The following is a 25,268-nucleotide window of genomic DNA, read 5'->3' as shown; positions in this document are numbered from 1 at the left end:
TGCTCGCGCCCCACGTGCCGCGGTGTGACAAACCAGCCGCGGCACGTGGGGCGCGAGCATGCTGGATGTGAAGCTGGTCGCGTCTGTCCGCATGCAGCCACCTGAGCCTGACCTCGGGGCAACGTCGGACGCGGATATCCATGATGTTTTGTGCCCGCAGGAACGTCAGGGCAGGGCGGAGGTCGAGGAGGGAAGGCAGGGAGGAAGGCAAGGAGAGGTGAGCATCCTTGCCCACGCTCACCCACAGCGGACTACTTGGCGCCTGGTGCGGGTGCCAGGGTGCCCAGGTAGTGGGCCACTGCCTTGATGTCGTCTTCCGATAACGTACTGGCCAGGGCGTTCATGGCCTGGGTGGGGTCCTTGCGCTGGCCCTGTTTGAAGGCGGTGAGCTGATCCGTCAGGTAGAGCGGCCCCTGGCCGGCGATCCGCGGCGCCAACGGGCCGCCCGAGAGGTTTTCACCATGACAGGCGACGCAGCCAGTGGTGGCAACCTTGGCCTTTCCGCGTTGCTCGAGGGCCTGGTCGCTTGCCGGGGCCTCGGTCTGGCCGGCTGTCTGCCGGGAGAAATAATCCGCCAGGAACTTGATCTGCTCTTGCGTCAGATTCGCCGCAAGCGGGCTCATTTGCGCACTGTGCCGACGCCCTTGCGCGAAGGCCTGCAACTGCGCCTCGATGTAGGCTACGGATTGTCCAGCCAGGGAGGCATATCGGGTGTTTGCCGGCTGGCCCCTCGCGCCATGGCACAGGGCGCAGGTGTCCTGAAGCTGCGGCCAGGCGCCGCCGTTGGCCAGGTACCTGGCGTTGTGCTCGTCGAGGGTATTCATGAAGCGGTAGCCGGCCACCAGCTCCGGGCCGTAGAGCGCACCAGCCCCAGCCAGCGCCGTGGCCACCACCACCGTCCCGATCACTATTGCTCGTTTCATCAGGCGCTCCTCCGGTCTTGGACCAGGGCCTGGAGCGCTTCCAGCGCCGCCCGGTGGCCGGCACGGACCGCGCCGTCCATCGAGCCGGCCCAGAGATCCGCGGTTTCAGTGCCGGACCAGATCAAGCGACCGGTCGCGGGGTTCAGGTACTCGCCCCATTGCGTCCAGAACCCGGGCGGCATTGGCGAGATACAGGTGAGGGTCCAGGGGTCGACCTTGCCCCAGTCCTGGTCGTGGAACTGGACAGGGTGCAAGGCTTCGTCCCCCAGGGCCTGGGCATAGATGGCCGACAAGGTGCTCTGCGCGGCTTGCGGATCATGGGGCAGTTGCCCGGTCCTGACGAACCCGCTGAGGACCCCGAGGCTGCCATCCGGGGGCGAATTGTCATAGGCCAGGATCAGCGGCCCTTCGACCTGGATGATCTGGCCGTTCAGGCCCTTGTCTCTCCAGAAGGGGCGTTCATAGACATGCACGGTCTTGCGCATGGGCGCGTGGGCCGGCCAGAGTCGCTGCAGCTGCGCACGCCCGGTGGGGAGGGGCGGGTCGAAGGTGATCTGGTTGCACAGGGCCGGGTTGACTGCCGCAATGACCTGCCGGGCGCGGATGATGCCGCGGTCCGTATGCAGTTCGACGACGTCGCGGTCCCAACCGACGATCTTGCGCACCGGGCAAGACAGCTTGAGCTTGTCCCCCAGGGCCTGCGCCATCTTGAGGCTGAGTACCTGGGAGCCGCCAACAAAACGTGTCTCCTGGGCGCCGCCCTTTATCCCCTCGAGTTTCTCCAGGCTGCAATCGGAAGAGTTGATCATCGACAGGTAGTGCAACAGTCCCATGCCGGCTGGGGTGGTGCCGAAGGTCAGGCTCACGGACATGTTGAATCCGATCTGGTCCTGGTTGCTGATGCCTTGCCTGACCAGCCACTCGCCAACCGAAAGTTTGTCGAGGGCGGCGGCATCCGCTGCCTTCCAGGGTGCTTTGCTGGGGACGCCCCTGGCCAGCTCGTTCAGCTTGCCGACCAGCTCGGTGTTGGAGTTCGGGCCGTCGGTCACGTCTTCTTCCACCTTGGTGTCATCCAGCAGATAGACGGTTTTGCCTTGGTAATAGGTGGGGAAGGTGCCGACCTCAAGCTGGCGTGCCAGGTCGGCGATGGCTGTTTGTCCTGGCCCGATCCACTGGCCGCCCGCTTCAGAGACCACGCCATGGCCGAGGTCATGGTTGTAGGTACGTCCGCCCACGCGATCGCGGGCCTCAAGCACGGCGAAAGACTCGCAGCCGGCGCTGAGCAGGTCCCGTGCCGAAGTCAGGCCCGCCAGGCCGCCACCGATGATCGCTACGTCCAATATGCCGTCGCGATTGTCTTGTAGCGCCTGCGCCGCGGCACGCGTGCTCAGCGCGAGCCCTCCAACCACTGCCGCGCTGCCAAGCGCTTGCAGCAGCAAGCGCCGCTGCGGTGATTGAAGGGATGATTCATTGTCGGTCGAATGCATGTTTGTCCCTGCCAGATCTGAGTTTTATTTTTAAAAACAGGTGTTATGCAAAATAACGCATAATCTGATCCGGGCAAAGGGAAAACCGCCGCGAATCAGGGACAGGGCAAGGGGCGTCGAGCTATTGAAGCCTTGCCTGAGTAGGCGTGATGGAGCAGGGGGGAGGAGGGGGCCGCAACGACCTGGATGGCAGCGCTATTTCGCGGCGCAAAGCATGCAAAAGGCCGGAAGCGTGCCGGCCTTGTGCTGGTTCTGAAGAAGCTCCGTTACCGATTCCGGCAACGCTACGGCCTCATTGCTTCCGGGGACTCTTGCCGTTCGATGGCGCCGCCGGTGAGATCAGGGTGATGACCGCATCGAGCAGGGCCTGGCTTCTGGCGGGGGTGAACCTTTCGGGCTCGATCGGCAACATCATCATCCAGCCGTCGCTCATGGCGCTGATCTGATCGGCGAGCAGATCCGCTTCGATGTCGCTGCGGATCTTGCCTTGTTTCTGTCCCTTCTCCAGCATCGACGTGAGTACCTGGCGGAACAGTGCGTAGCGTTGCTTGATGATGCTCGCGAACGCTGGTTCGTGCCTGGCATGGGCCAGCAATTGGAACCAGGCGAGCCAGCCATTTGGTTCATCGACGCGCATCCAGTTCAGCCATTGTTCGATGAGTGACTTGATGTCGACCTGTTCCTGGCTGCCTTCCAGCAACGTGTCGATCTGGTCGAACAGGCTCTGGGCGACAGCCGTGACCATCTCTTCCTTGTTGGCGAAGTAGTAGGTCACCGCACCCGTGGTGCATCCGGCATGCTGCGCCACTTTGCGCATCGAAGCGCCAGCGTAGCCTTCCTGGGCGATCACGGCGATCGCCGCTTTCAGCAACTCGGTTCTTTTCTCGTCGCGGTTGCCGACAGGGCGCCCGCGCCGTACGGCAGGCTTGGGTGGAGAGAGGTGAGAATCATGCATGGGAAATGGGCAACTTCGCTGGCTCGATTATCTGGAGCACCATCGGTTTGAAAATGGTGCCTTCTGGCTGTGGAGCAGCATAGGGAATTTGCTCGCAGAAAGCACATGGGAAAGCAGCGCAGCGGCCAGGGCTTGAGTCCGCCGACTATTCGTCATCCGCGCGGAAGATCGTCGGGGTGATATCGGTGAAGTTGGCGACATCGCCAATCACCCTGGCAGTCCCGGGCGAGGACAGCGCGGCATTGATATCGGCCTGCTCGCGAAAGCGCAGTATCACCATGGCCACCAGCGGCGTTGGCCCGGTTGCCGGAAACAGCACCTCTGCCGATTGCAGCCCGAACTCGCTCCAGGCGGCGCGCGCCAGTGGCAGGTGGGTTGCCAGATAGTAATCCCGGTCGAATCGCCCGCCTTTGGCAGCGGGATAACTCACGATCAGTGTTGCCATGTTGTGGTCCTTGTTCCTGTCAATAAGCATCCTCGAAAGGGCGCGAAGATACTTCGCAGCCCCTTGGAATCTTGAGGCGCCTGTATGCGTCGACGCCCTCGGATCAATCCTGCCCGCAGCCGATGACCGCCACCGCGCGTATTTCCACGCGCAATGCGGGAAGGGCCAGTTGCGTGACGCCAACCGCGCTCCAGGATGGGTAACGATCTGGGAAATACTTGTCCTTGATCTGTCCGAACGTATGGATCTCGCCCTGCAGATCGATATGGAAGGTCATCAGCTCGACCACGTCGGCCAGGCTTGCACCCGCTTCCTCGAGAATGCCGCTCAAGGCCTGGAACGCCAGGTGCGTTTGTGCCTCGATGCCTTCGGCCGGAGTCATGGTCGCGTCGACGCCAACCTGGCCGGACACCCAGATCATGTTCCCCACGCGGGTCGCCTGGGAGAAGTGAAAGTTGTCGTAAATGGCCTGGGTATGGCCAGGGTTGATGGACTGTCGACGCAAGTCTTGGGTGGTCATGGACGATCTCCTTATTAGGCTTAGGCGATTTGCCGGAACGTGGTGTGGCGAAAGGAATCCCCGGCCTTCAGGTCTGCCAGCTCCTGGGTGAAGAGCACGCCTTGCTGCGGATAACCGGCTGCGCTGTGTTCCGGCAGCGGGCGGAAGGTTGCGTCGTCGCCGAAGAAGCGGAAGACAAAGGTGTGACGATCCGGGAAGGTCTCATCGACCGGAGCGCCACCGTGCAGCGCGCCGGGATGGAGCACGACTATGTCTCCAGGCTCGGTCGCCCAGGAGAGGATTTCGTAAGCGTCGGGATCCTGCTTGCGCTGGGCCTCGACATCGGGAAGCCGAGGCAGTGCGTTGCCGCCATGCAGGGGCTGGGTCGGGTCGTTCGGATCGAGGAAGGTGGTGCCGTCGTAACGCGGCCCTTTGTGCGAGCCGCGGACGATCTCCAGGGCATTGCGCTTGGGCACCGACTCGAAGCTGATCCAGGCATTGCCCCAATGCAGGCCAGCCCAAGGCAGATAGGAGGTGTCCTGGTGCCAGAGCGTACGGGAGCCGCGGCCGCCCGCCTTGAGAAACACTTCCTCGGCGAAATACCAGACATGTTCAGAGCCCCAGAGCTGCGCAAACAGCTTGCCGAAGGGCAGGGAAGCGACCAGTTCCTCGAGCCGGGCCTTGGCCTTGGGGTTGGCATTGTCGACATGCGATTGCTGCTCGGTCCCGTCGAACATCCTGAAAGCATGCGGGCCGTGATTCTCGACAGCCCAGTCGTAGGCGGCCCGGCACTGGGCCAACTGTTCTACGTTCAGAAAACCTTTGATCAGGACGGCCCCGTCTTCCAGGAACGCCTTGCGCACAGAGTCTTGCATGAGAGCTTCCTCCTAGGAAATGCCACTTGGCGATCTGGATCCTAGCAAGCCGCTTTATTTTACGCAACATGTGTTATTATAATTTGAAAAAGGCGTCGACAAGGCCAGATTCCCAGGCCTGGCTAATGCTTATCGAGTTCATCACCCGCTGACCTTCGGCGGCTCGGAGTACGAAACCTGCTCCGATGCCGAGCAGTAACGGAAACGCTGTCAGAGGGAAGGCGGGTTCGGCTGCAAGGTGCCGCAGATGACGCGAATTCGGAGCGGGTAGCCGAGGGTAGTGGGCTGCATGCACTGGATGGAAGCGATAGCCCAGGCGGACAACCGTATTTTAATCAGGACTCTTACCCGGTTTTTATGGACAACTTAGATCTCGTTAATGTCTTGCTCGTTGAAGACGATCGGAAGCTGGCGGCGCTGATCGCAGAGTTTTTGCTCCGGCATGGTTTTGAGGTGCGGGTGGTCCACCGGGGCGACCAGGCGCTGGCGGCATTTATCGAGTTCAAGCCGAACGTCGTGCTGCTTGATCAGATGCTCCCAGGCCAGAGTGGGCTGCAAGTGTGCCGCGAGATTCGCAACCTGTCCGATACTCCCATCGTCATCCTGACCGCAAAAGGGGATGACCGGGACCATGTTCTCGGCCTGGAGTCCGGTGCCGACGATTATGTGATCAAGCCTTTCAAACCCTCTGTGTTGCTGGCTCGGCTACGCGCCTTGCAACGCCGGCTGGCACAAAACTCAACGACACTCGATGTCCTGGAGTTCGGACGGTTATCGATCGACCGCGGTTGCCGGGTGGTCAGCCTGGCCGATGAAAAAATCAACCTGACCACCATGGAGTTCGAATTGCTGTGGGTGCTGGCCAGTGCGGAGGGCAAGCTTCTTTCTCGCGACGACATCCTCAACCGTATTCGCGGGATCCCGTTCGATGGGTTCAACCGTAGTGTCGATGTCTACATCAGCAAGTTGCGCGGCAAACTCAATGACAACCCCCGGGACCCGGTATGCATCAAGACTATCTGGGGCAAGGGCTACGTTTTTAATCCGTTTGCGTGGGAAGTCTAGATAGCGCTACGCCAATCATGGCTATTGGCTTGGCGAGAGAGACTTGGCTCAACCATTAATAGATGCAAGGTAGGACATGAAAAAGGTTTTTTTATTTTTGCTGTTTTTTGTCTGGATTCCGACATCTCTGTATTCGCTTTACTGCTGGAAAATGGCGGAGAGTTGCTCTATGCCGGGGATAGGACTGAAGCAGCAGAGTTCGGCATGTTGTGTCGCAGAACCTCATCAATGATCGCCTGCTTTGGCACTTATCCATCAGCCCGGGCATTCGGCTGGTTGAAGAGGTGAGGGGATCTGTATCTTCGAAGTCGTGTGTGGGTGCCACTCAATCTGGACTGATCCTGGGGAGCCTGCAACAGGCTCTGGTGCGCGCTCACCACGCAAGTCACGCACCAGGCCCGTCAATAATTACCACTGGCCGCTGATGAGACAGCCGACGATTTCCCAACCGCTGTATTCCCACCAGGAATATCGTTCATCGGAGCAACTTCTGGCCAGACTGGCCATCTGGATTTCGCCAGCTTTTTGATGGGTTCCGAAAGGCGTGTCAATAGAAGCTGTCACCTGATTGACGGTCTGGGGAGCCTTGATGGTGGTCGGATGCACGGAAGCGTTCGCGACAGTTGCGGTGAAAGCGAGCGTCGCGGATACGGCCAGAGCAGTTATGGACTTTTTCATGTTCGAATCCTTTCAGTTATCTGACATGCGGCTTATACGTCGGCCTGACCTGCCTTTATCAATAATCTGAACAGATCGGGCACTCGCGTAGTGTGACGCTATGAAAGCCTACTACCGTGCTGCCTCCCGCACAGTCGCTCAACGGCACTATTGACAAGCTGGTAAAAGCCTGGATTTTTTTCTGCGGAGAGAGCTCCCAAGAGTTCGAGCTTGACGAGTCTGTTGTTAACGGTCTCGCTGAAAATGTCAGCTTTCGTCATGGTTTGAGGCGATGGTTCGCTGGGGGCAGTTCACTCGGATCCTCAAAGCTCAGTTGGAGTTGAGCAATAATCGTGTCCAGTTGCTCAGGGCAGCCCAGCGACTCTATGCATCCAGCCCAGGTGTCTTCCTGACACCGGCCCCCCTAAGCGGGTCTTTCGGCTTTTTTGAGATTGGGGCGAATCAACGAGAGCTCCCGCTCGAATGGCCACATCGAAACGCTCCTCCACGAGATCGACACGACGATCGAAGCACTCCGCTCCTCCAGGTCCGAGATCCTCCAGCTCACTGTGGACTTCGGCAGGTTCAGATGTCGCGCCGCCTCACTCAGGCTCTGCGCCTGGCTGATCCATATCAGGAACAAGAGCCAATCATTCGTTCCACCTGTGGAACGGTGATGCCAATTTTACATGGCTTGTACAAAAGCAGGCCGGGACATATCTTTTGGATGTGAGAAGACACCACAACCCGAAAGAGAAGGAGAAACTGTCATGGCGGATATTCCGCAACTGATCAATGGTCTGGCCAGAGGCCTCAGCAGCCCGGTCCGTGCACCGATTCTGCACACGCCGGACGAATACGGGATGGCGTATGAGGATGTCACCTTCCCGTCGCTGGACGGCACCCCGCTGGAGGCATGGTGGATACCCTGTCCAGGCTCGGACAAACTGGTCATCGCCAACCACCCGATGCCTATGAACCGCTATGGCTTCCCCTCGCACCTACCCCAGTGGCAGTTCGTGCCCGGCAACGACATCGAGGTCAACTACATGCGGGAGTACCAGCACCTGCATGAGGCCGGCTATAACGTGCTGACCTACGACGCGCGCAACCACGGTCACAGCGGCGTCGCCAACGGCGATATCTTCACCTGGGGCCTCTTCGAATCCCGTGACGTGGCCGGTTCGCTGCACTACATCAAGTCCCGCCCCGACACCCGCGGCATGAGATTGGGCCTACTCAGCCGCTGCATGGGCGCCAATGCCACCTTCGTCGCGAAAACTCGGTACCCCGAGCTTTTCGCGAGCGTACACGCCTTGGTCGCCCTGCAACCTATCTCAATGCGCGCCATGGTCGAGCGCAACCTCGAGGCGATGGGGATCGCGGACCAGTTCGACGCCGTTGACCGGGAGGTTCAACTGATCACCAGCTTCACGATCGATCAGGTGTCGCCGCTGGAATACGCCAAGAATTGGCAGGCGCCTGCCTTCATCCTTCAGGTGCGCGACGATGCGCTGACCAAGCCCGCCGACGTGCAGGCGATCTTCGACAACATCCCCGTCGCTGACAAGAAGCTGTTCTGGATCGAAGGCAGCACCCGGCGCTGGGACGGCTACAACTACTTCTCCGAACATCCGGCGCAGATGATCGAGTGGTTTGATAAACACATGAATTAAGCCGATTTCACTCTGGCCGCGTGGCTTCGTTGAGACCACTGACATAACCCTCGAGGACTTTGGGGCGTGCGTGTCGAAAATCTACTGGATACGCTGGTGATCCCGCCGATGCGCGACTACATGAGCGCTTTACTTCCTACGCCGCGACTGAGCGTATGACAACCGCCAAGGACGTCGCTCACACAGAGCGGCGCTCCTTGCCTCCTTTGTATCAATAGCCATCAGCAGAAAATGCAGGAGAATAATCATGTCGGATAAAACCATTGTTGTGTTTGGCGCAACGGGTCGGCAGGGGCAGGGGGTGGTGAACGCGCTGCTCGACCAGGGTGGCTACATTGTCCGGGCGATCAGTCGCGATGCCAGCTCGGACCAGGCCAAGGAGCTCGCCGCTCGTGGGGTCGAGGTGGTCGCTGCAGATCTGAACGCAGCGGATACGTTGGCATCGGCGCTCAACGGGGCCTATGGCGTGTTCCTGGTCACCAATTTCTGGGACCCTGCAACCGGGGCGAGCGAGTACGACCAGGTCAGGAATGTGGTCAGCGCCGCAAAATCCGCCGGTATTTCTCATGTTGTTTGGTCGACGCTGCCCAACGCTCTCGACATTTCAGACGGTAGGTATGAGGTTTCGCATTTCACCAACAAAGCTCTGGCCAACGTTGTGATCGCTGACGCGGGCTTTCCCTACTACAGCTTCGTCGAAGCGCCGTTCTTCTTTCAGAATTTTCTTGCCCAGATGGCACCGCAACCCACCGGAAACGGGGACCAAAAGGCCTGGGCGGTTCCGATGGATATCACCAACAAAAACGTCCATGCCGGCGACATCCTGGAACTGGGGAAATTGGTCAGGCAGGTCTTTGACCACCCGGAGACAGCCGGTCAGGGGCAAATCCTGTCGCTCTGCCCCGACGCTTACAGCTGGCAAGAGTTCGCGGATATTCTGAACGCACAGGGCCACAACGTGGTGGTGAGCCAGGTGCCAGGCGAGGTCTACGATACGTTCTATCCTGGCGCGGAGGAGGTCTGCGAAATGATGAGCTACTTCGAGGACTACAGCTACTTCGGCCCTGATGCGGACACCAAGAGGGCGCGCGCCGATGCGCTTGTCGGTGGGCAACTCACCGGTTTTGCTGACTGGGCCAAGGTCAACATGCCGGCCTGATCCAACGGTGGAGAATGGTGGATCGCAGAAAGATGACATCCCAACGCAAATTGGCCAGCTAACCAAACCCTTAGTCCGCGGCAACACGGCTTCCTTTGGCACTTCCATTCCGGCGTCGTTACCGTGTCGTTGCTCATGGAAGACGGGGTTTGGGCGCAGGAAACCGACCTGAAACACCACGCCCCCATCCTGATGGCGTGGAAAGGACGAATACCATGACGACAAGCACGACAGAACGCGAAAACACCCAGCTCCACCTCGGGCACAATCAGCGTCCACGCGACATCGTTCACCGGGCGCGCGGGATAAGCAGCGGCCCGATTACGCGGCTCGTGAGCCCCTCTGACTGGGGTGGGTTCATCAAGCCGTTCGTATTCCTCGATCTCTTCGATTTTGAGGGGGGGCATGCCCCCTCTCTTGAACTTGGCTGGCACCCGCACTCAGGTATTGCCACAGTAACCGTCCTTCTTGATGGCTCGGTCCAATACGCCGAGACGACGGGCAGCGTGGGCGTATTGCCCGCCGGCGGCGTGGAATGGATGCAGGCGGGGGGCGGTGTTTGGCACACCGGTACCGTGAACTCGGCGCCCGTGAGAGGTTTCCAGCTCTGGGTGGCGCTCCCACCCGATCTTGAAAATGCGCCTAGCATGAGCCACTACGTGATGCCCGAAGATGTGCCCCACGTTGGCTCGGTGCGGGTGATCCTCGGCTCGTATAACGGTCTTTCGAGCCCCATCGTTGCGCCGCCAATGACGTACCTCCTGGTCACGCTGAAGGACGGCGAACGATGGACGTTCCTCCCGCCATTGGGGCATGACGTCGCGTGGCTATCGTTGATGGATGGTGCGCTGCATGCGTCATCTCGCATCACACGTGGAGAGATCGCGATCTTCGAGCACCGCGAGACGGCCATCGAACTAGTCGCGGAGGGTGACACACAGTTCGTGCTTGGCTCGGCCAAGCAGCACCCTCACGAACTGGTGCTCGGCCACTACTCTGTGCATACCAGCGTCGAGGCATTGCGACGGGGCGAGGCCGAGATCCGCCGCATAGGGCATCAACTTCGCGCCGAGGGCAAGCAGAGCTACGCGCTCTGGTCGATCTGAGGCCGGGACGTGATTCAGAAAGAAGAGAAGAAACATTCATGGCCCCGACTCGAAAGTGGCGTCCATCACTACAAAAATGATGGGCGCCACTTTGATGTCGATCCTGGCTTGCGACTACGACGCCCTCGCGAGTCGCTCTACAGGAAGTCAGTCGCGAACAACATGCACAGGAGGCACACCGACGGGGTCAGCAGTCGCAGGTCGAACATCGCCAGATGGTTATGTGCCCGACGGCCTACCACGTTGTTCAACGAGCCATTTGTCAAAGGTACGCACATCGGGCTGGCGCTCCAGCAGCGCCGGTATGTTGGCGAGGTAGCCGGCCTCCCCAAACCACTCAAACATCTTCCGAACGTCATGGGGCAATGGACGTAATAGCAACCTGGGCAGTGGGAAGGGAAGGCCGGCCGACCAGCCGTGGTCCTTGAGGGCGGCGACGATCTGCGCGCGGGTCAGCTCGACGCCGGCGATTTCCTCGGACTTGCCAAGAGACTCACCCGGATGGGTGAAGGCTTGTGCAACCCAATCGCCAATGTCGGCCGTTGCAATCATTTGGAGTGGCTTCGTCTTGGGCACATAGCTGCGCAACAGCGCCAATAGCACGGTTCGTAGTGCAGGCTTACTAAAGTTCTCCATGAAGAACGCTGGACGAACGATGCTGGCGGGTAGACCAATACTGCGAATGTGTTCCTCGATAAGCCACTTGCTTTCAAAATGCGCTACGCCCGAGCGCCGATCGGCTCCTCCCACCGATGCATAGATGAAGTGTTCTACCCCTGCAGCTAGCGCAGCATCCGCCACGGCAATGCCCCGGCGAGTTTCGATCTGCGTGCCTTGTTCTGAACCTTGAACGGAAAAAACTCCATGGGCGCCGGCAAAGGCGCTTCGCAGTGAGGCATAGTCATCCATGTCGGCCGCAACGACCTCGATGCCGTTCGCGGCCAATTGCTGCGCCACGTTGGAGCTCGGCTTTCTCGAAAGCGCGCGAATGCGCCAATGGCCTTCGGTCCATAATGAGCGGATCACGGCACCGCCCTGTTGCCCAGTGGCACCTAGAACAACGATGGTTCTGAAAGTCATGGTATGAAACTCGACTGTTTTATCGAAGAGATCAAGGAACACAAATAGCTTGACGAGCCCCCCCAGGTCAGAGGGATTCACGAGATGCGTAATCGGACCGCTGCTCACTCCTATGCGTGCGCTGAGCGATATCGCGCGGACGCTGATTGTGCCTGGGTAGAGCAGGGGGGCTTGACGCTTGTCGTCATGGTGTTTTCGTTCTTGTTTGTGGGGACTCTTTGCAGGCTTCGGCCAGTGCGGTGCCGCCGAGACGAAGCACATCACGGCGGCTGAGTGGGTTGCTCGTCGTCCCTGGTGTCCGGGGCCGAACGTGTTGTCACACCAGCCCGAGGCCGAGCAACTCGGCGAGCGCCTGTCCTCGCGGGGTGGTCCAATCGACGGCCAGCTCCGACACGACCTGTGCCGTCGACGTGATCACGGCTCCGGCCTGCTCCATACGCCGCAGCGCGGCGGCGTCCCCTGTCTTTGTGAAAGAAGCAGACGCGTCCGTCACAACTTGAACGTGATACCCCTCGTCAAGCAGCTGGAGCACTGGAAAGACGACGCAGATCTCGGTTGTGATACCGGCGACGATGACCTTCTTTCTTGCTGTGGCCTTGACCGTGTTGCTGTAGTTCGGGTCGTGCATCGCGTTAACGATTCCCGTGCGTTTGACCCGCTTGGCGAAGGCGTCCGGTGCGACTTCCTCTAGCTCGGGAATCAGCGGGCCCTGGATGTTCTCCTCCATGCTTGAGGTCAGTACCAGTGGCATGCCGACACCCTTGGCGATCTTCGCGAGTTGCACGGCGTTCTTCCTGACTTGCTCGACGTCGTGCGATCGCGTCCAGGATATCGTCCCCGTCTGATGGTCGATCAGCAGCATCGCGGCGTTTTCTGCGGTATAGACATTCTTATGCATGGTTCGCTTCCTGTCTGGTGGTTACCGACGCTTCACGTGCACAATAGGTTCTGTCATTTCGTTGCACAAGCCATGTTATTTTGGCAACATCGTTCCATGAATAGAACGACCGATCTCAACCAACTCTTGATTTTCGTACGGGTCATTCAGGCGGGGAGCCTGAGTGAAGCAGCGCGACGTTTGAACCTGCCGAAGTCCACAGTGAGCCGGAAGATCTCTGACCTGGAGGAACGGGTCGGTGAGCGGCTTATCCAGCGCACGACGCGTAAACTGGGCCTCACCGAGGCGGGCCGTCTGCTCTTCGAACGTGTCTCTCCGGCCATGAGCGACATCGAGGAGGCCGAGAGCGCAGTGGCGGGAATGCGTGGGGCGCCGCGCGGCGTGCTGCGGGTCGCGGCTCCCATGTCGTCCAGCACGCTCGGACCGATCGTCGCCGAGTACCTGGTTCGTCATCCGGACGTGGCCGTCGAGATGGTGTGTTCCGATCGTCTTGTCGATCTCGTGGAGGAACGCTTCGATGTGGCCATTCGAGCGGGAGAGCTCGTCGATTCGACCCTTGTTGCGCGTAATCTCGGAAAAGCGAAGTTCATGCTCGTCGCGGCACCCGAGTACTGCAAACGCCATGGCTTCCCGAAGACGCCTGCCGAACTGACGAGCCACGCATGCGTCGCATTCGGCGGCGGAGCCGCACCGCACGTCTGGCCCCTGGAGTCGGGGGGCAAACGTGTCGAGGTCCGCGTTACCCCACGTCTGACGGTCAATGACATGGAGATCGTTCGCGAGGCCGCCCTCGCGGGCGTGGGGATCGCATGGCTACCCCAGCTCTTCTGCGCCGATGACTTGCGCCATAAGCGCTTGCTGCCCTTGCTCGTCGACTGGTGCTCTGCGGAGATCCCCGTGCATGCGCTCTACCCAACGAGACGTCATCTTTCGCCAAAGGTGGTCTCCTTCGTCGATCTGCTCTCCGAGCGGATCCAGCTGCACGATCACTAACGCGCAGCTTTTGCCTACGCCCACATGCGGCGCCGCCCCTCTTGTCCCGGCGCTTTGTCGACTTCTCGCCAACCCTCCAGGCAAAACCCGGCGGGGAGAAGGGATAACATTTTGAACTAGGCGGAATTTTGGGATTGCCTATCCAGATTGGCCGAGTTTATCGGTCGGTTCTGCCTACCTACATTTCGATGCCACCCAGAGGGCAGGGCGGATATTTCTCATGGTCGACTCTCCCTTTTCCCATACAGGATCCACACCCGATGCCAGGGCGGTTTGAGCCTTCTCATATCCGTACGTTTGCCTGTGCCTGCAAGGCCGCTTATTGCCTGAGGCGTGTCGGGGCAGGGCGTTGAGATTGGATATGCATGTGCTGGTGGTCATGGTACTGGCGACCTTTGATAAAGGACGGATCGAAGCTATCCTCACCAAGGATAGGGATCTTAATTATTTTCAAATACGTGTTAAATATCTGGGCAGGAGCCAAGAGACATGACAGGGGAAGATCTGATTAAGGCAATAAACAATAACAAGACACTCATGGAGTTGAATGATTGTCCTTCTGTGTCAGTTCAAATGGGCTGCGCTGTTTATGGGAAGGTGCAAGATGACGTTGGCAATGATGAAATTACAAATAATGGGAGCATGAAGTACCAAATCGATCAGGCACTTTTATTTCGTGGCTTGCACTCGGAGACAGCTGTTTGGCACTTTAGTACGGATAGTCCGGAACCAAAGGTTCATCACTTTGTTGTTATCCCTTGGTTCAAGCAGTCAGCCGGGACAGTGTATACGGTATTTATGGCCTACGAGAAAAAATACATGGTGGTTAATTATGTCGAGCATAAGAGTCCAGCTCCTGGCGAGATTAAAGGCTACAAGACAGTTTGGATGGCAAACGACCTAAGCACCATGCTCTCTGACTTACTGACTAAGAGTAACGCTTGGGAAGAATATTTCGGTAATGTTGGACCAGCTCAGGCAAATAAAATCCGCTACTTTAAATACAAAACAACAACACTAGACTCTGCAGTTTCCAACGTGAATCAATACAGAGAGCTCTGTCGGTAAACTACTTGACCATCCTGGCGACCACCCAAAGCCCACCTTCAGTGATTCGATGTGCAGGTGGGCCTCGGCCAGCAGCTTCTTGAGTTTGGCATTCTCCGGCTCGATCTTTTGCAGGCGTTACGAATTTCGAGAGATACCGCGACGTGTTCACCAACAGCCGGTATCCGTACGAGTCAAGCAGCTGGAAATTTTCCGATCCAGTGCCGGTGGGGTTCTGGATAGGAGCAAAGGACTCAGGATCCGTTTGTCCTGGATTATCTGGATTACATTGCTGAGGTCCAGACGCGAGCTGCGGCAGAGTGATCGGGGCCTGGCTTCAAATCTGCCGCCCCACACCCCCCAAGCCTCCATATAGATATACGCATAATGTATATTATGTTAAATCAGATACTATGTCAGATGTGTTCATGTGCTTCGTAAGACCTTAGCGCTCAGAACTAAACATGTGAAATGTCGAGAAGTAAAAACGCTAAATTTGATCGCCCGCATTTCTCGAAAAATTTAGTTTTCTTGGCAGGTAGCACTGGAAATCCAGGGGTGGTAAACGAGATCAGCTTTAATCTGCGCGTCGACCGATAACCCACAGATGAAAGCCCGGCCCTCTAAGCTATAAGAAGATGGCGTACGAGTACGAGGATGAACCATGAAAATCATTGGCCGTGTGGAAGTCGAGGCGGTGACCGACGTCCGTTGTGACGTGTGCGATGACTCTACCCGTCAGGTTAACGGCAATTTTCAGTATGGGACGCTGCAGGCACATTGGGGCTACGGTGCATCACATGACGGCGAGCGATATGAAGTGCATTTATGCGAGCACTGCTTCTTTTCCACCCTAGCGTACCTCAAGCAAGAGCGAAGAGTCTCGAACCTGTTTGAGGATGGCTCTCGATCACCTGAGGGCGATTTGGGTTTGGTCTCCATTCGTGATGGTGACTGAGGCACTGCGCTACGCTCAACCAGTTGTGGTATTTGAATCGCCCCGGGTTTCGTAGACACCTCTTTGCCTTAAACTGAGGCCAATCAGGAGGTGCCATGAGCAACCCGCGTTACCCCGAAGAATTCAAAATCCAAGCGGTCAATCAAGTGACCGAAAAGAAGCTGCCTGTCGCTGATGTGGCGGCCCGTCTTGGCGTGTCGACGCATAGCTTATATGCCTGGATAAAGCGCTACAGCAAACCTCAAGAAGAACGACAGCAAGACGATGATCAGCACGCTGAACTGCGTCGTCTGCGAGCAGAACTCAAGCGCGTCACTGAAGAGCGAGACATCTTAAAAAAGGCCGCCGCGTACTTTGCCAAGGAGTGCGGCTGAAGTACGCCTTTATCAAGCAGCGCGCGGGCGACTATTCGATTCGGCGGCTTTGTCTGACGCTTAAAGTCCATCCCAGCGGTTATTACGCCTGGCTGTCCGAGCCGCAATCTGTACGCGCCAAAGACGACCAGCGACTGCTGGGTTTGATCAAGCATTCATGGCTGGAGAGTGGCGGCGTTTATGGCTATCGCAAAGTCCATGACGATCTGCGCGAGGTCGGTGAAGATTGTGGTCGCCATCGTGTAGCGAGGCTGATGCGTCTTGAAGGTCTGCGCTGGGTATCGACGCCGCCCTGGAAAGTACGGCGGTAAGCCAGCGGTCGCCTCACCCAATTTGCTGAAGCGCCAGTTTGATGTCGTAGAACCCAACAAAGTTTGGGTCACCGACATCACCTACATTCGCACTTATGAAGGCTGGCTGTATTTGGCTGTGGTGTTGGATCTGTTTTCTCGCCAGGTCGTTGGCTGGTCAATGAAGTCGCAGATGACCAGTGATTTGGCTATTGACGCGTTGTTGATGGCGGTTTGGAGGCGTAAACCGAAGCAAGAAGTGATGGTTCATTCCGACCAAGGCAGCCAGTACAGCAGCTCCGATTGGCGCAGCTTTTTGAAGGCAAACAATTTGGTTGCCAGCATGAGTCGCCGAGGCAACTGTCATGACAACGCTGTGGCCGAGAGCTTTTTCCAGCTTCTGAAACGGGAACGGATCAAGCGAAAAATCTACACCTCGCGGCAAGATGCTCGTAGTGATGTGTTCGATTACATCGAGATGTTCTACAACGCAAAACGCCGTCATGGTTTCAACAATCAGCTGTCACCGGCAGAGTTTGAAAAGCGTTACGCAATGAGCTTGCAAGGTGTCTAGAGAATCCGGGGCGATTCACATTGCCACGGATTTAAATATAGTTTTTTTACTAAAAACCAGTATTCCGCAAGATTACTACAACAGCTTGAACTTCAACTTGCACACCACCAGAGCGTAAATGTATAACGTCCCAAGCAACCAAACCCCTGGCACGCCAGGCAATAATCCGACGAACAACTAGTCACTTATCCACTAACTGATATTAGACGAGTAATCTCTTATATCTACGCCAGATCTCCCACATTATTACAAAATCGAAAATAACAACTTCACGTGTTTTGACGTAGGACTTAGCTATGACAGACCGACGCCCACCACCTCCCCTCTGGCAGCATCAGCGCATTTTGATCGTAGAGGATCACCCGTTCCAGTTGGTTGCGCTGGAAGTGCTGTTGAACTCCTTGGGACTCTACAACTTGCGCCCCTCGCTTGACGGTAACGAAGCACAAGAAATAGCCGAAACCACCGAGCGACCTTTTGATTTGCTGTTATGTGATCTCGACTTACCTGACATGTCAGGGATTGAATTGATCTCACGCTTGCATGAGCGCGGCCTGATCAAAGATGTCATCCTGTTCAGCGCATTGTTCAACACTCTTGAGCCCGAACAATTGCGGTCATTGCTCAAAGACATTCAACAGTGTGGACTGCCTATCAGTTGCTGCCTCTCCAAACCGCTGACATCCGCATCATTATTGCCAGAGTTGGAACAGCGAATACCCCATTCAAGAAAATAAGGACTGCCATTGGTTGCGATGCTGGATCATCGGTACCTGTTTGATGAAAAAACTTAGCTCGCACTTATCGATGTCCGACAACAATACGAAGTGGGACATCGCTTCCCTCTTCAATGAATCCAGAGCACCTGAAAAATCGCCGCAGCCCACGGAGACTACAGATCTTTACGCCCACCTAGCCAACGGCGATCAAATCGCAACACTCGATCAACGACACTGACTGCATCCTGCAAGCTCTCTCTATTCATGGTTTTCGTCACCGTTTGCGTCCGGTGCATTCCGGATGGCGCTTTCGGACTAAGATCCGGTATCTGACCATGCGCCCGTTGCCAAGCGGCATAGCACTCATCGATCCAACCATGCAGTTGATAGAAGACAACATTGCGGTGAGCCGTCGACGGCGACCCCATACTGAAATCGCTCGCAAGCCCCTGCTTTTCCTCAATCTCGGCAACAGCACCGTGGGACAAATCATGCAGTCCCCTGCCCTCGGTAAACCTCTGGGCCGGACAGGGCTCGATGAACCCGCCAATATTAGAAAGCGTTCCGGAGTTGACCAGCGTGGAAATGCTCGAAAGACCTGGATCGACCGGTAGCCCGAACTCCATCTCGATCACCTGGCGCACGTCATCAGGGATTCTTTGCCATGGCAGGTAAGACAAGCCTGCTTCGGGAAACCGCTCAAGAATCCATTTGTATTCCCGCATCATCTCTCGATGGAAAGTGAGAAAGTCCTCGCCCGCCCCTGATTCATCACGGAACCTGAGGGTCGGGAACATTTTACGTGCCTTCTTCCACGTGGCCTTTTCCATGGGTGACTTCATCTCGCTCTCTTGCACTCGAGCGAGGTGCCAAAACGGATGATGAGCATCAAAGTGCTGCATGACAGCCGTGAGTATTGGTTCTGGCAATTGCATCACACTCTCCCGTTTGTTCGAAATCCGATGTTGCTTCAGTTCAAATACATTCCGCAGTTCCCCGAACAGATCAACTTGCCCAGGCCCATTTTTGATCATCGCTCCCTCAACGCTTCGCCGGCCCGGTTGAGTGGCTTGAGCAGGTAGGAGAGTACCGTCTTGCGTCCGGTCCTGATCTCAGCTGTCGCGACCATGCCCGGCATGATCGGATGGTGCTTACCGTCTTTCGTTTCGAGATAAGCGTGATCGGTGAGGACATAGACACGGTAGTAGTAGATCCGCTTATCGACCTGATCCTCGATCGTATCGGGAGAGATACGCTCGACCCTGGCAGGAAGGGTTCCGTAGATCGACGATTCATAGGCCGTGACCTTGACCGTCGCCTCCTGGCCTGGATGGATAAACGCAATATCTCTTGGACTGAGGCGCACCTCGATCAGCAACTGATCGCCAAGCGGCACGATCTCCATCAGGACACCGCCGGCGCCAACCACACCGCCAATCGTCGACACCCGGATATCCTTTACGATGCCGCGCGACGGCGAGGTAATGACCGTTCGGCGCAACTGATCGGCCCGCCCTTCGCGCACCTTGAGCAGCGGCTCCAGATCCGCCATCGTTTTCGCGAAATCGACCTTCAAAGCAACGTAGTACTCGCTTCGTGTCGCTCCAATTTTCGTGGTGAACTCAGAGACTTTTTGCCGGAGACGAAGAACCTCGACCTCATTGGACGCTCCTGTCTTCAAGAGCGGAGTTACGATTTTCAACTCTTGCTCGGCAAGACGCTGTTGCTGCTCAAGGTTGGTCAGGTTTTCTTTGAACGCACGGCGATTTGCGAAGAACAGCTCACGCTCACGCTCCACGACCTCAGTTTCCGCCTGAACCTCCAACGGAAAGACAACTTCCAGACGATCATTGATCTCCGCCTGCAAACGTGCGGCCCGAGCCTGCAATGCGACGACGCGAACCAGCGCCTCCTCGGCGGCTGATCGAGCTTGAACCGGATTGAGCGTCGCCAACTTCTGATCGAGTTCGACGATATCGCCCTCTCGTACGGAAAGTTCAGACAGAATTCCCCCCTCCAGACTCTGAATGACCTGCCCCCGCGAGGAGGGAGTGACCTTCCCCTCCCCTACGGCCACCTCATCGAGCTCCGCGAATGAAAACCACGTAAATACAACCGTCAACGCGAAAACGACTAGCCACAAAAGTTTGCGGGCGGGACGCAGACGAGATTCATCCATCAAAATTGCAGACCTATCAATCATGATCAGCCGCCTCACTGCGCAATGACTGAACGCCTGACTCACGTTGCTCTGAAGTCCCTGGCCCCTGCCCTTGGGGGGGGGACAACGCGTTCAGGACCACATCCTTCGGGCCATCCCGAACGATCCGCCCGCCCTCGATGACAATGATCCGGTCGACGAGCGTGAGCAGCGCATAGCGATGCGTTGCAACAATAAGCGTTCGTTGTCCAAGCCACCCTTTCAGTCGCTCAATAATCGCGACTTCGCTGACTTCATCCAGCGAGGCCGTCGGTTCGTCCAGCAAAAGGATATTGGGGGATCGCAATAAGGTCCTGGCCAATATGAGGGCTTGCTTTTGCCCCCCTGATAATCCAGTCCCACCTTCACGTAACTTGAGATCGAGACCATGCGGCTGATTGAGCAGTAGCTGATCCGCACAAGATATCCGCATCGCCTCCAGGATCTGCTCGTCAGAGGCAAGCGGATTGCCTATCAAAAGGTTTTCACGAAGCGAGCCATAGAACAGACTCGACTCCTGAAGAACAAAGCCGATGTCGCGTCGAATGTCAGCGACATCAATCAGGTTCATATTAGTGTCATTGAACAGAATTCGGCCTTGAACCGGGGTAGCCAAGCCGCCGGCAAGGCGTAGCAACGTTGATTTTCCTGCACCGACACGTCCCAGAATAGCGATCCGCTCTCCGGGCTCGATCTTGAGCTGTGGAATGCTGAGCGCAGGCTTCTCTTGCGGCCCATAGGCATAGGCCACATTCTCGAAAAGATAGCGTCCAACCAATGTCGGTTTGTGATAGGCATCCCTTTCGGGGTCATGATCGACCGGCAGCGCAAGCAGACTGTCCAGGCCCTTCTTTCCAACGCGCGCATTTTGTACCCGGCCCAGGACCGCCGATATCTGACCCAGTGGTGCAATCGTCCTGCTAGTCAGGATCGAGCAGGCGAGCACCGCGCCGAATGAGAGACCACCCTCCAAAATGCCATAGACACCCGCAATGATGACTCCCGCATAGGCCAACTGCTGAACCATCTGAGACAAATTGACCAGCATTCCCGCGAGAAAGCGTTGCTTCAGTCCAATATCACCGGTAACGCTATTGACCTTGTTCCAGAGATTGCGGAAACGGGGCTCTGCTTGAAGAATCTTAATGTCCTCCGCGCGATAAATTGCTTCCATCAGGACCGCGTTCCTCAGCGCCGTCTCGCTCAACCCTTCTCTCGAAAGCCTGGCCAAGGGAATCTGAGCCAATAGGCCTAGCAGCAAGAGCAGCGGAATCGCAGCCAGCGGCACATAGACCAACGGCCCGCCCAACACCCAGATGATGAACAAGAAGGTGACGATGAAGGGCAGATCGATAAGAACCCCCATCGTACTCGACGTGAGAAGCTCTCGAAGCTGCTCGAGATCGCGCAACTGGGAAATCAACGTACCCGGAGAACGAGGTCTCGCATCATTACGAATATCGAGCACTCTGGCGAAGAACATCGCCGACAGTTTGAGATCGGCCTCTTTACCAAAGCGATCGGCAATCGAGACCCGAGCCGTCCTGATCAGCATCTCCAGGATAAGCGCCAGTGCTACGCCTGATGCGAGCACCCAGAGTGTGTGGATCGACCGGGCCGGCACCACCCGATCCCACACTTGCATCGCAAATAGCGAGGTGGCAATCGCCAATAGGTTGCCGAAAAATGATCCAAGGCCCAACTCAACTAACGTGCGCCAGTTGCTGGTGAAAATCCCTCTCAGCCATGATTTCGGTTTCTGAGCCAGATAAGTGTCGAGGCGCCCGTCACGCACCGACTCACGCTCACGAACCAGAAGCAGGCGGTGCTTGCCCTGCGTCCCGATATGGTTCAGGAGCAAAGAACGTTCGATGGTCTGATTATTGACCGAAAACCGGATCGTCGCCCTCCCCTCCGAGACCGCAACAATCATTCCGATACAGTTGTCGTCAACAGCCACAAGGGCTGGCAGCATGACACGGGAGATAGCTGAGCTTTGGATATCTACGAACTGTGCAGCCAAGCCGGCAGCATGGGCAATGCCGACAATGGCCTGTTCCGCATCGCTGCCCTCCTCCCAGGCGGACGCGCTGCGAACCAGTTCCGGTGAACTAGCAATACCGAGATGGCGTGAGGCAAGAAGGATGGCATCGACCCAAAGTTTAATCGGGAGAGACTCAACCCCATCATGGTCGACACAGGCCTCTGCATGAGAAGGATGTTCAATCATGATCGTCCCTCCTGCTTACGCAAGAGCTGCACGAATTTACCGATAACCAAATAGGCCTTGATTCTAGCCAGCACGCCGTCGGCGATAGCATTGATCCGCTCGACTTCGGAGGAATAAATCTCACGCTCGGCGTTGATGACGTCAGTCAACGGACGCTTGTTGAGGGTATATTCCTGCCAGTAGAGATCGCGCGAAGCACTGGACAAGGCAATCACTGCTTCGTAACTCTCTAGTCGCGCCGCCGCACCAGAGGCTTCCGTTTCCGCTGCCCCCAGAGCCGTGCGCGTGATAAGACGTTGACTCTCAAGAACGTCAGCTGCGGCACGCCGTTCATCCTCGGCCGCGGCTATCTTGTGCCTGCCAAGTCCACCGAGCGAGTAACTGCCGCTAAGCGTCAAACCAACAAAGGTATCGTCATTGACATTCTCACGCCCCGTCGAAAGCGATCTGCTGACACCGACGCCAATCGAAGGATAGCGCTCGGCCTCCATCTGTTTGACCTTCGCATGAGCGGCATCCATAGCTGCCTTGGCGGCGAGAATCGACGGCGTTTGATCGATCTCACCACCACCCTCACCGAGACCGGAAATAAAGCTGCTCGTCACATCCAGGTTTGCAACACGCCGGGGACGCACACCGCTGAGCTCGGCCAGCCTGCCAACCGCGACATCAAAACGAGTTTTGGCCTTCAGGACCTCGGCCTTGGCACGCTGAATGGCAACATTCGCCTGGTTCTGGTCGGAGGCATCGGAGATCCCTGCCTTGACTCGATCGACGATCCTGCTGCTCGTTTGATCAAGGGCAGCAACCTGTCGCTCTGCAGCGGCAATCATCTCCTGGCTTGCTGCCAATTCTACAAAGGTTGTTGCCGTGTTGTAGCCGACCGTCTCAATCGTATCGGCAAGCAAATACTGATGTTTTTTCAACGTCGAATCGGCAGCAGAAATTCGGCTCGAGGTGCGCCCAAAATCATAGAGCAGTTGATTGACTCCAAGCACTCCTGTGGCTCCGGCGCTACTGCCACCGCTGCCATAACTCTGACCGTAACCGGGCCTCACGCTGTACTCAATCGTCGGGAACCAGGCAGCCTTGGCAATGGCAACCTCAGAGGTACTTTGCGCAATGACTGCATTGGCGCGGCTGACGTCTGGATGACGGGAAATCGCAACACCAACTGCATCCGAGAGGGTCATACCGTCTATCGCCACACGGTGTTGCGGCTCAGCTGTCGGTATCGGTGCCGCAACCACAACGGCTGGGGTGACAATGGGCACTCCATCTGCACTACGCTGTGTTTTGCGCACAGGCGCTTCTGTTTGCTGGGTGGCGCAACCCGCTAAACCCGTAGCACAAAGGGCAATGGTAAAAGACAACCGCGAAAAACGCTGTGTGAGGTATGTGCGGCCTCGCACACGCATTGCATCTTTGGTTCTGCTCTTCAAGTGGCCTGCCTGTTTTCTATGTTTGTTTTGCTTACGCATTTGAACGTTTTACTTCCTGCGCTCCGCTGTCCTTCTGCTCGACAACGTTCTGGCCTAGTGCACGCAAACCCCACCCCAAGCGTTACGCTTTCGAGCCAGATAGGCTTGAACACGGAGGCGGGATTCAGGTGGCAAGCTACGTAGTTCTGCACGCGCAGCCGCTATCGGCACAACACCCAAAGGCGCTGCCACGAACATCCAGTTGACCGTATGAAAAATGCCTTGCCAGCCGTTGCCGACATAAGCATCAATGTCGCTCAGTCGTGGTGTGCGACGTTGAAAACACTGCTTCAGCTCGGCGTAGCTTTCGGACAAAGGCACTTCAGCTACGTCTCGCCAAAATGGCGTGTCATTACGTGGACAGTCGTAATGCATCCGCAGGAAGTCGCGGATACCGGACCAACATTGCGCGTTAGCATGATTGAACGCTTCAATCGCGTGTCCGCTAACGACCCCATGACTGTTGACGAGAGTGCGTTCGAGATTGCGCAACTGCTCAAGCATCTGCCCGATGGATGTCGCCTCGAGTGGCTCGACGAAACCCGACGCCAGCCCGAGCGCGACGACGTTATTGATCCACACCCTCTCGAAATGCCCGGCCTCGAAACGAAGCGTAGACATCGGCTCAATGCCATGGCCGAGGTAAGACTCAACTTCTGCAACCGCCGCCGCTTCATCTATATGCTTGCTGCTGAATACATATCCGCAACCGACGCGCTCGATCAACGGGATCTGCCACATCCATCCCGCCTTCATCGAAATCGCACGCGTCAAAAGCGCCGGGTTCTTGGCGGGGTTGTGCAGGTGAAATGGTATTGCGCGATCAAGGGGCAAATAATCCGAAAAGGAACGCCAGGGTGCGCCATAGGCCTTACCGATCCCAAGCCTGGCGAAGCCAGACGCATCGACGACGAAATCGACATCGAGCGTCCCGCCCTTGAATTGGATCGCCCGAACATTGCCCCGCTCATTCAGCGTCAGCGCGTCAACCCGAACGGACCGGTGAATAACGCCGCGGCTCAAAGCTACTTTCTTGAGGTAGGCCGCCACCCGATGGCTATCGAAATGATAGGATGCGCTCAGCCCGGATTTCCCGGTCATGAGCAGAGACCGGACCTCCTCTTGCGAGACATTTCGGGCAATCGCGCTGTAACCGGGAACGCACCAGTGGAGTTCTTCCCCCGACGCAATCATCGCCGACAGGAGAGGAAAGAACCCGCCGGCCTGCCACTCGAGTTCTTCGATTCCCTGGCCGCCGAACAAATGATAATAACTATCCTGCGAGCCGCCGCCGCGCCAACCCTCATAGACAAAGCCGAGCTTATAGGCCGCCCCGGTCTCTCGAACGAACTCGTCGACCGAAATACCGTTCACCTCTAGTGCACTGACGAGATTGAGGAGGCCACCCTCCCCGACCCCGATGATCCCGATGTCGGGTGACTCGATGAGTGTAATCTCGACTTTCGGACTGAATATGCGCCTTAGCATCAGGGCAGCGAACCAGCCTGCTGTACCGCCGCCGATGATAGCGACACGTTTTGCATGTTGTAGATCGAGCATTCGTATCTCCAGAACGA

Annotated in this window: 23 protein-coding genes and 1 pseudogene; 9 read left to right on the top strand and 15 right to left on the bottom strand. The window is 57.2% G+C overall.

From position 1 onward, the window contains the following. Positions 1-251: 251 nt before the first annotated feature. From NRG23_RS03545 to NRG23_RS03520, 6 genes are all read right to left on the bottom strand, one after another. Positions 252-923: a c-type cytochrome gene (locus NRG23_RS03545; RefSeq protein WP_103331578.1), complete on the bottom strand. Its 672-nt coding sequence runs from the start codon at positions 921-923 to the stop codon at positions 252-254. Beyond that, positions 923-2,410: an FAD-dependent oxidoreductase gene (locus NRG23_RS03540; RefSeq protein WP_009049056.1), complete on the bottom strand. Its 1,488-nt coding sequence runs from the start codon at positions 2,408-2,410 to the stop codon at positions 923-925. The genes NRG23_RS03545 and NRG23_RS03540 overlap by 1 nt, the downstream gene beginning before the upstream one ends. A 292-nt stretch (positions 2,411-2,702) precedes the next feature. Then, positions 2,703-3,365 carry a TetR/AcrR family transcriptional regulator gene (locus NRG23_RS03535; RefSeq protein WP_009049057.1) on the bottom strand — a complete coding sequence of 221 codons (663 nt, stop codon included), beginning with the start codon at positions 3,363-3,365 and terminating at the stop codon, positions 2,703-2,705. Between the two features lie 145 nt (positions 3,366-3,510). Beyond that, a complete protein-coding gene (locus NRG23_RS03530) occupies positions 3,511-3,810 on the bottom strand; it encodes an EthD family reductase (protein ID WP_009049058.1) in 300 nt (99 codons plus the stop codon). Between the two features lie 103 nt (positions 3,811-3,913). Continuing rightward, positions 3,914-4,330: a RidA family protein gene (locus NRG23_RS03525; protein WP_063430772.1), complete on the bottom strand. Its 417-nt coding sequence runs from the start codon at positions 4,328-4,330 to the stop codon at positions 3,914-3,916. A 20-nt stretch (positions 4,331-4,350) separates the two neighbouring features. Next, complete coding sequence (locus NRG23_RS03520; protein ID WP_009049060.1) at positions 4,351-5,184, bottom strand: phytanoyl-CoA dioxygenase family protein; 834 nt, start codon at positions 5,182-5,184, stop codon at positions 4,351-4,353. Positions 5,185-5,541: 357 nt separating this feature from the next. Between NRG23_RS03520 and NRG23_RS03515 the strand changes: the two genes are divergently transcribed. After that, positions 5,542-6,249 carry a response regulator gene (locus tag NRG23_RS03515; protein ID WP_063430776.1) on the top strand — a complete coding sequence of 236 codons (708 nt, stop codon included), beginning with the start codon at positions 5,542-5,544 and terminating at the stop codon, positions 6,247-6,249. A 408-nt stretch (positions 6,250-6,657) separates the two neighbouring features. Here NRG23_RS03515 and NRG23_RS03510 read toward each other — a convergent pair whose 3' ends face one another. Together NRG23_RS03510 and NRG23_RS32780 are read right to left on the bottom strand one after the other, a co-directional pair. Continuing rightward, positions 6,658-6,927, bottom strand: a complete 270-nt coding sequence (locus NRG23_RS03510) for a hypothetical protein (RefSeq protein WP_028683992.1) — start codon at positions 6,925-6,927, stop codon at positions 6,658-6,660. A gap of 403 nt (positions 6,928-7,330) precedes the next feature. Then, the gene (locus tag NRG23_RS32780; protein WP_101282489.1) at positions 7,331-7,549 is read right to left on the bottom strand and encodes a LysR family transcriptional regulator; all 219 of its coding nucleotides are present in this window, start codon (positions 7,547-7,549) and stop codon (positions 7,331-7,333) included. Positions 7,550-7,676: 127 nt separating this feature from the next. Between NRG23_RS32780 and NRG23_RS03505 the strand changes: the two genes are divergently transcribed. The 3 genes from NRG23_RS03505 (at position 7,677) to NRG23_RS03495 (ending at position 10,847) form a co-directional block, all read left to right on the top strand. Next, complete coding sequence (locus tag NRG23_RS03505; protein ID WP_009049065.1) at positions 7,677-8,582, top strand: S9 family peptidase; 906 nt, start codon at positions 7,677-7,679, stop codon at positions 8,580-8,582. Between the two features lie 247 nt (positions 8,583-8,829). Further along, positions 8,830-9,741, top strand: a complete 912-nt coding sequence (locus NRG23_RS03500) for an NmrA/HSCARG family protein (RefSeq protein ID WP_037006077.1) — start codon at positions 8,830-8,832, stop codon at positions 9,739-9,741. 215 nt (positions 9,742-9,956) lie between these two features. Next, positions 9,957-10,847, top strand: a complete 891-nt coding sequence (locus tag NRG23_RS03495; RefSeq protein WP_257373776.1) for a pirin family protein — start codon at positions 9,957-9,959, stop codon at positions 10,845-10,847. A gap of 219 nt (positions 10,848-11,066) precedes the next feature. On the opposite strand, the gene NRG23_RS03490 is transcribed toward NRG23_RS03495, so the two are convergent. Both NRG23_RS03490 and NRG23_RS03485 read right to left on the bottom strand, forming a co-directional pair. Then, positions 11,067-12,035, bottom strand: coding sequence for an NmrA/HSCARG family protein (locus tag NRG23_RS03490; protein WP_198560288.1), 969 nt, complete (start codon positions 12,033-12,035; stop codon positions 11,067-11,069). Between the two features lie 208 nt (positions 12,036-12,243). Continuing rightward, positions 12,244-12,825, bottom strand: coding sequence for an isochorismatase family protein (locus NRG23_RS03485; RefSeq protein ID WP_009049069.1), 582 nt, complete (start codon positions 12,823-12,825; stop codon positions 12,244-12,246). A gap of 96 nt (positions 12,826-12,921) precedes the next feature. On the opposite strand from NRG23_RS03485, the gene NRG23_RS03480 reads away from it, so the two are divergent. From NRG23_RS03480 to NRG23_RS03460, 5 genes and pseudogenes are all read left to right on the top strand, one after another. Continuing rightward, entirely contained in the window at positions 12,922-13,818 is an 897-nt protein-coding gene (locus NRG23_RS03480) for a LysR family transcriptional regulator (RefSeq protein ID WP_257373775.1), read from the top strand. Between the two features lie 489 nt (positions 13,819-14,307). Continuing rightward, a complete protein-coding gene (locus NRG23_RS03475) occupies positions 14,308-14,886 on the top strand; it encodes a hypothetical protein (protein ID WP_028683999.1) in 579 nt (192 codons plus the stop codon). Positions 14,887-15,529: 643 nt separating this feature from the next. Then, positions 15,530-15,823: a hypothetical protein gene (locus NRG23_RS03470; RefSeq protein WP_257373774.1), complete on the top strand. Its 294-nt coding sequence runs from the start codon at positions 15,530-15,532 to the stop codon at positions 15,821-15,823. Positions 15,824-15,918: 95 nt separating this feature from the next. Then, positions 15,919-17,061, top strand: a pseudogene (locus NRG23_RS03465) (IS3 family transposase). Positions 17,062-17,357: 296 nt separating this feature from the next. Next, a complete protein-coding gene (locus NRG23_RS03460; RefSeq protein ID WP_257373773.1) occupies positions 17,358-17,798 on the top strand; it encodes a response regulator in 441 nt (146 codons plus the stop codon). Between the two features lie 155 nt (positions 17,799-17,953). Here the strand turns inward: NRG23_RS03460 and NRG23_RS03455 are convergent, their stop codons facing one another. From NRG23_RS03455 to NRG23_RS03435, 5 genes are all read right to left on the bottom strand, one after another. Next, positions 17,954-18,715: a hypothetical protein gene (locus NRG23_RS03455; RefSeq protein WP_257373772.1), complete on the bottom strand. Its 762-nt coding sequence runs from the start codon at positions 18,713-18,715 to the stop codon at positions 17,954-17,956. A 95-nt stretch (positions 18,716-18,810) separates the two neighbouring features. Continuing rightward, positions 18,811-19,983: an HlyD family efflux transporter periplasmic adaptor subunit gene (locus NRG23_RS03450; protein WP_257373771.1), complete on the bottom strand. Its 1,173-nt coding sequence runs from the start codon at positions 19,981-19,983 to the stop codon at positions 18,811-18,813. Then, a complete protein-coding gene (locus tag NRG23_RS03445) occupies positions 19,976-22,210 on the bottom strand; it encodes a type I secretion system permease/ATPase (protein ID WP_257373770.1) in 2,235 nt (744 codons plus the stop codon). The genes NRG23_RS03450 and NRG23_RS03445 overlap by 8 nt, the downstream gene beginning before the upstream one ends. Continuing rightward, positions 22,207-23,691, bottom strand: a complete 1,485-nt coding sequence (locus NRG23_RS03440; RefSeq protein ID WP_257373769.1) for a TolC family protein — start codon at positions 23,689-23,691, stop codon at positions 22,207-22,209. The genes NRG23_RS03445 and NRG23_RS03440 overlap by 4 nt, the downstream gene beginning before the upstream one ends. Positions 23,692-23,745: 54 nt before the next feature. Then, positions 23,746-25,251 (bottom strand): tryptophan halogenase family protein, encoded by a 1,506-nt coding sequence (locus tag NRG23_RS03435; protein WP_257373768.1) that lies wholly within the window; start codon positions 25,249-25,251, stop codon positions 23,746-23,748. Between the last annotated feature and the right edge of the window lie 17 nt (positions 25,252-25,268).

Origin of the sequence: Pseudomonas sp. T8 (assembly GCF_024610635.1) — a bacterium.
GTDB classification, from domain to species: Bacteria; Pseudomonadota; Gammaproteobacteria; order Pseudomonadales; family Pseudomonadaceae; genus Aquipseudomonas; species Aquipseudomonas chlororaphis_I.
Note: the sequence above shows the minus strand (reverse complement) of the source record. Positions and strands in the feature narration are given on the sequence as shown.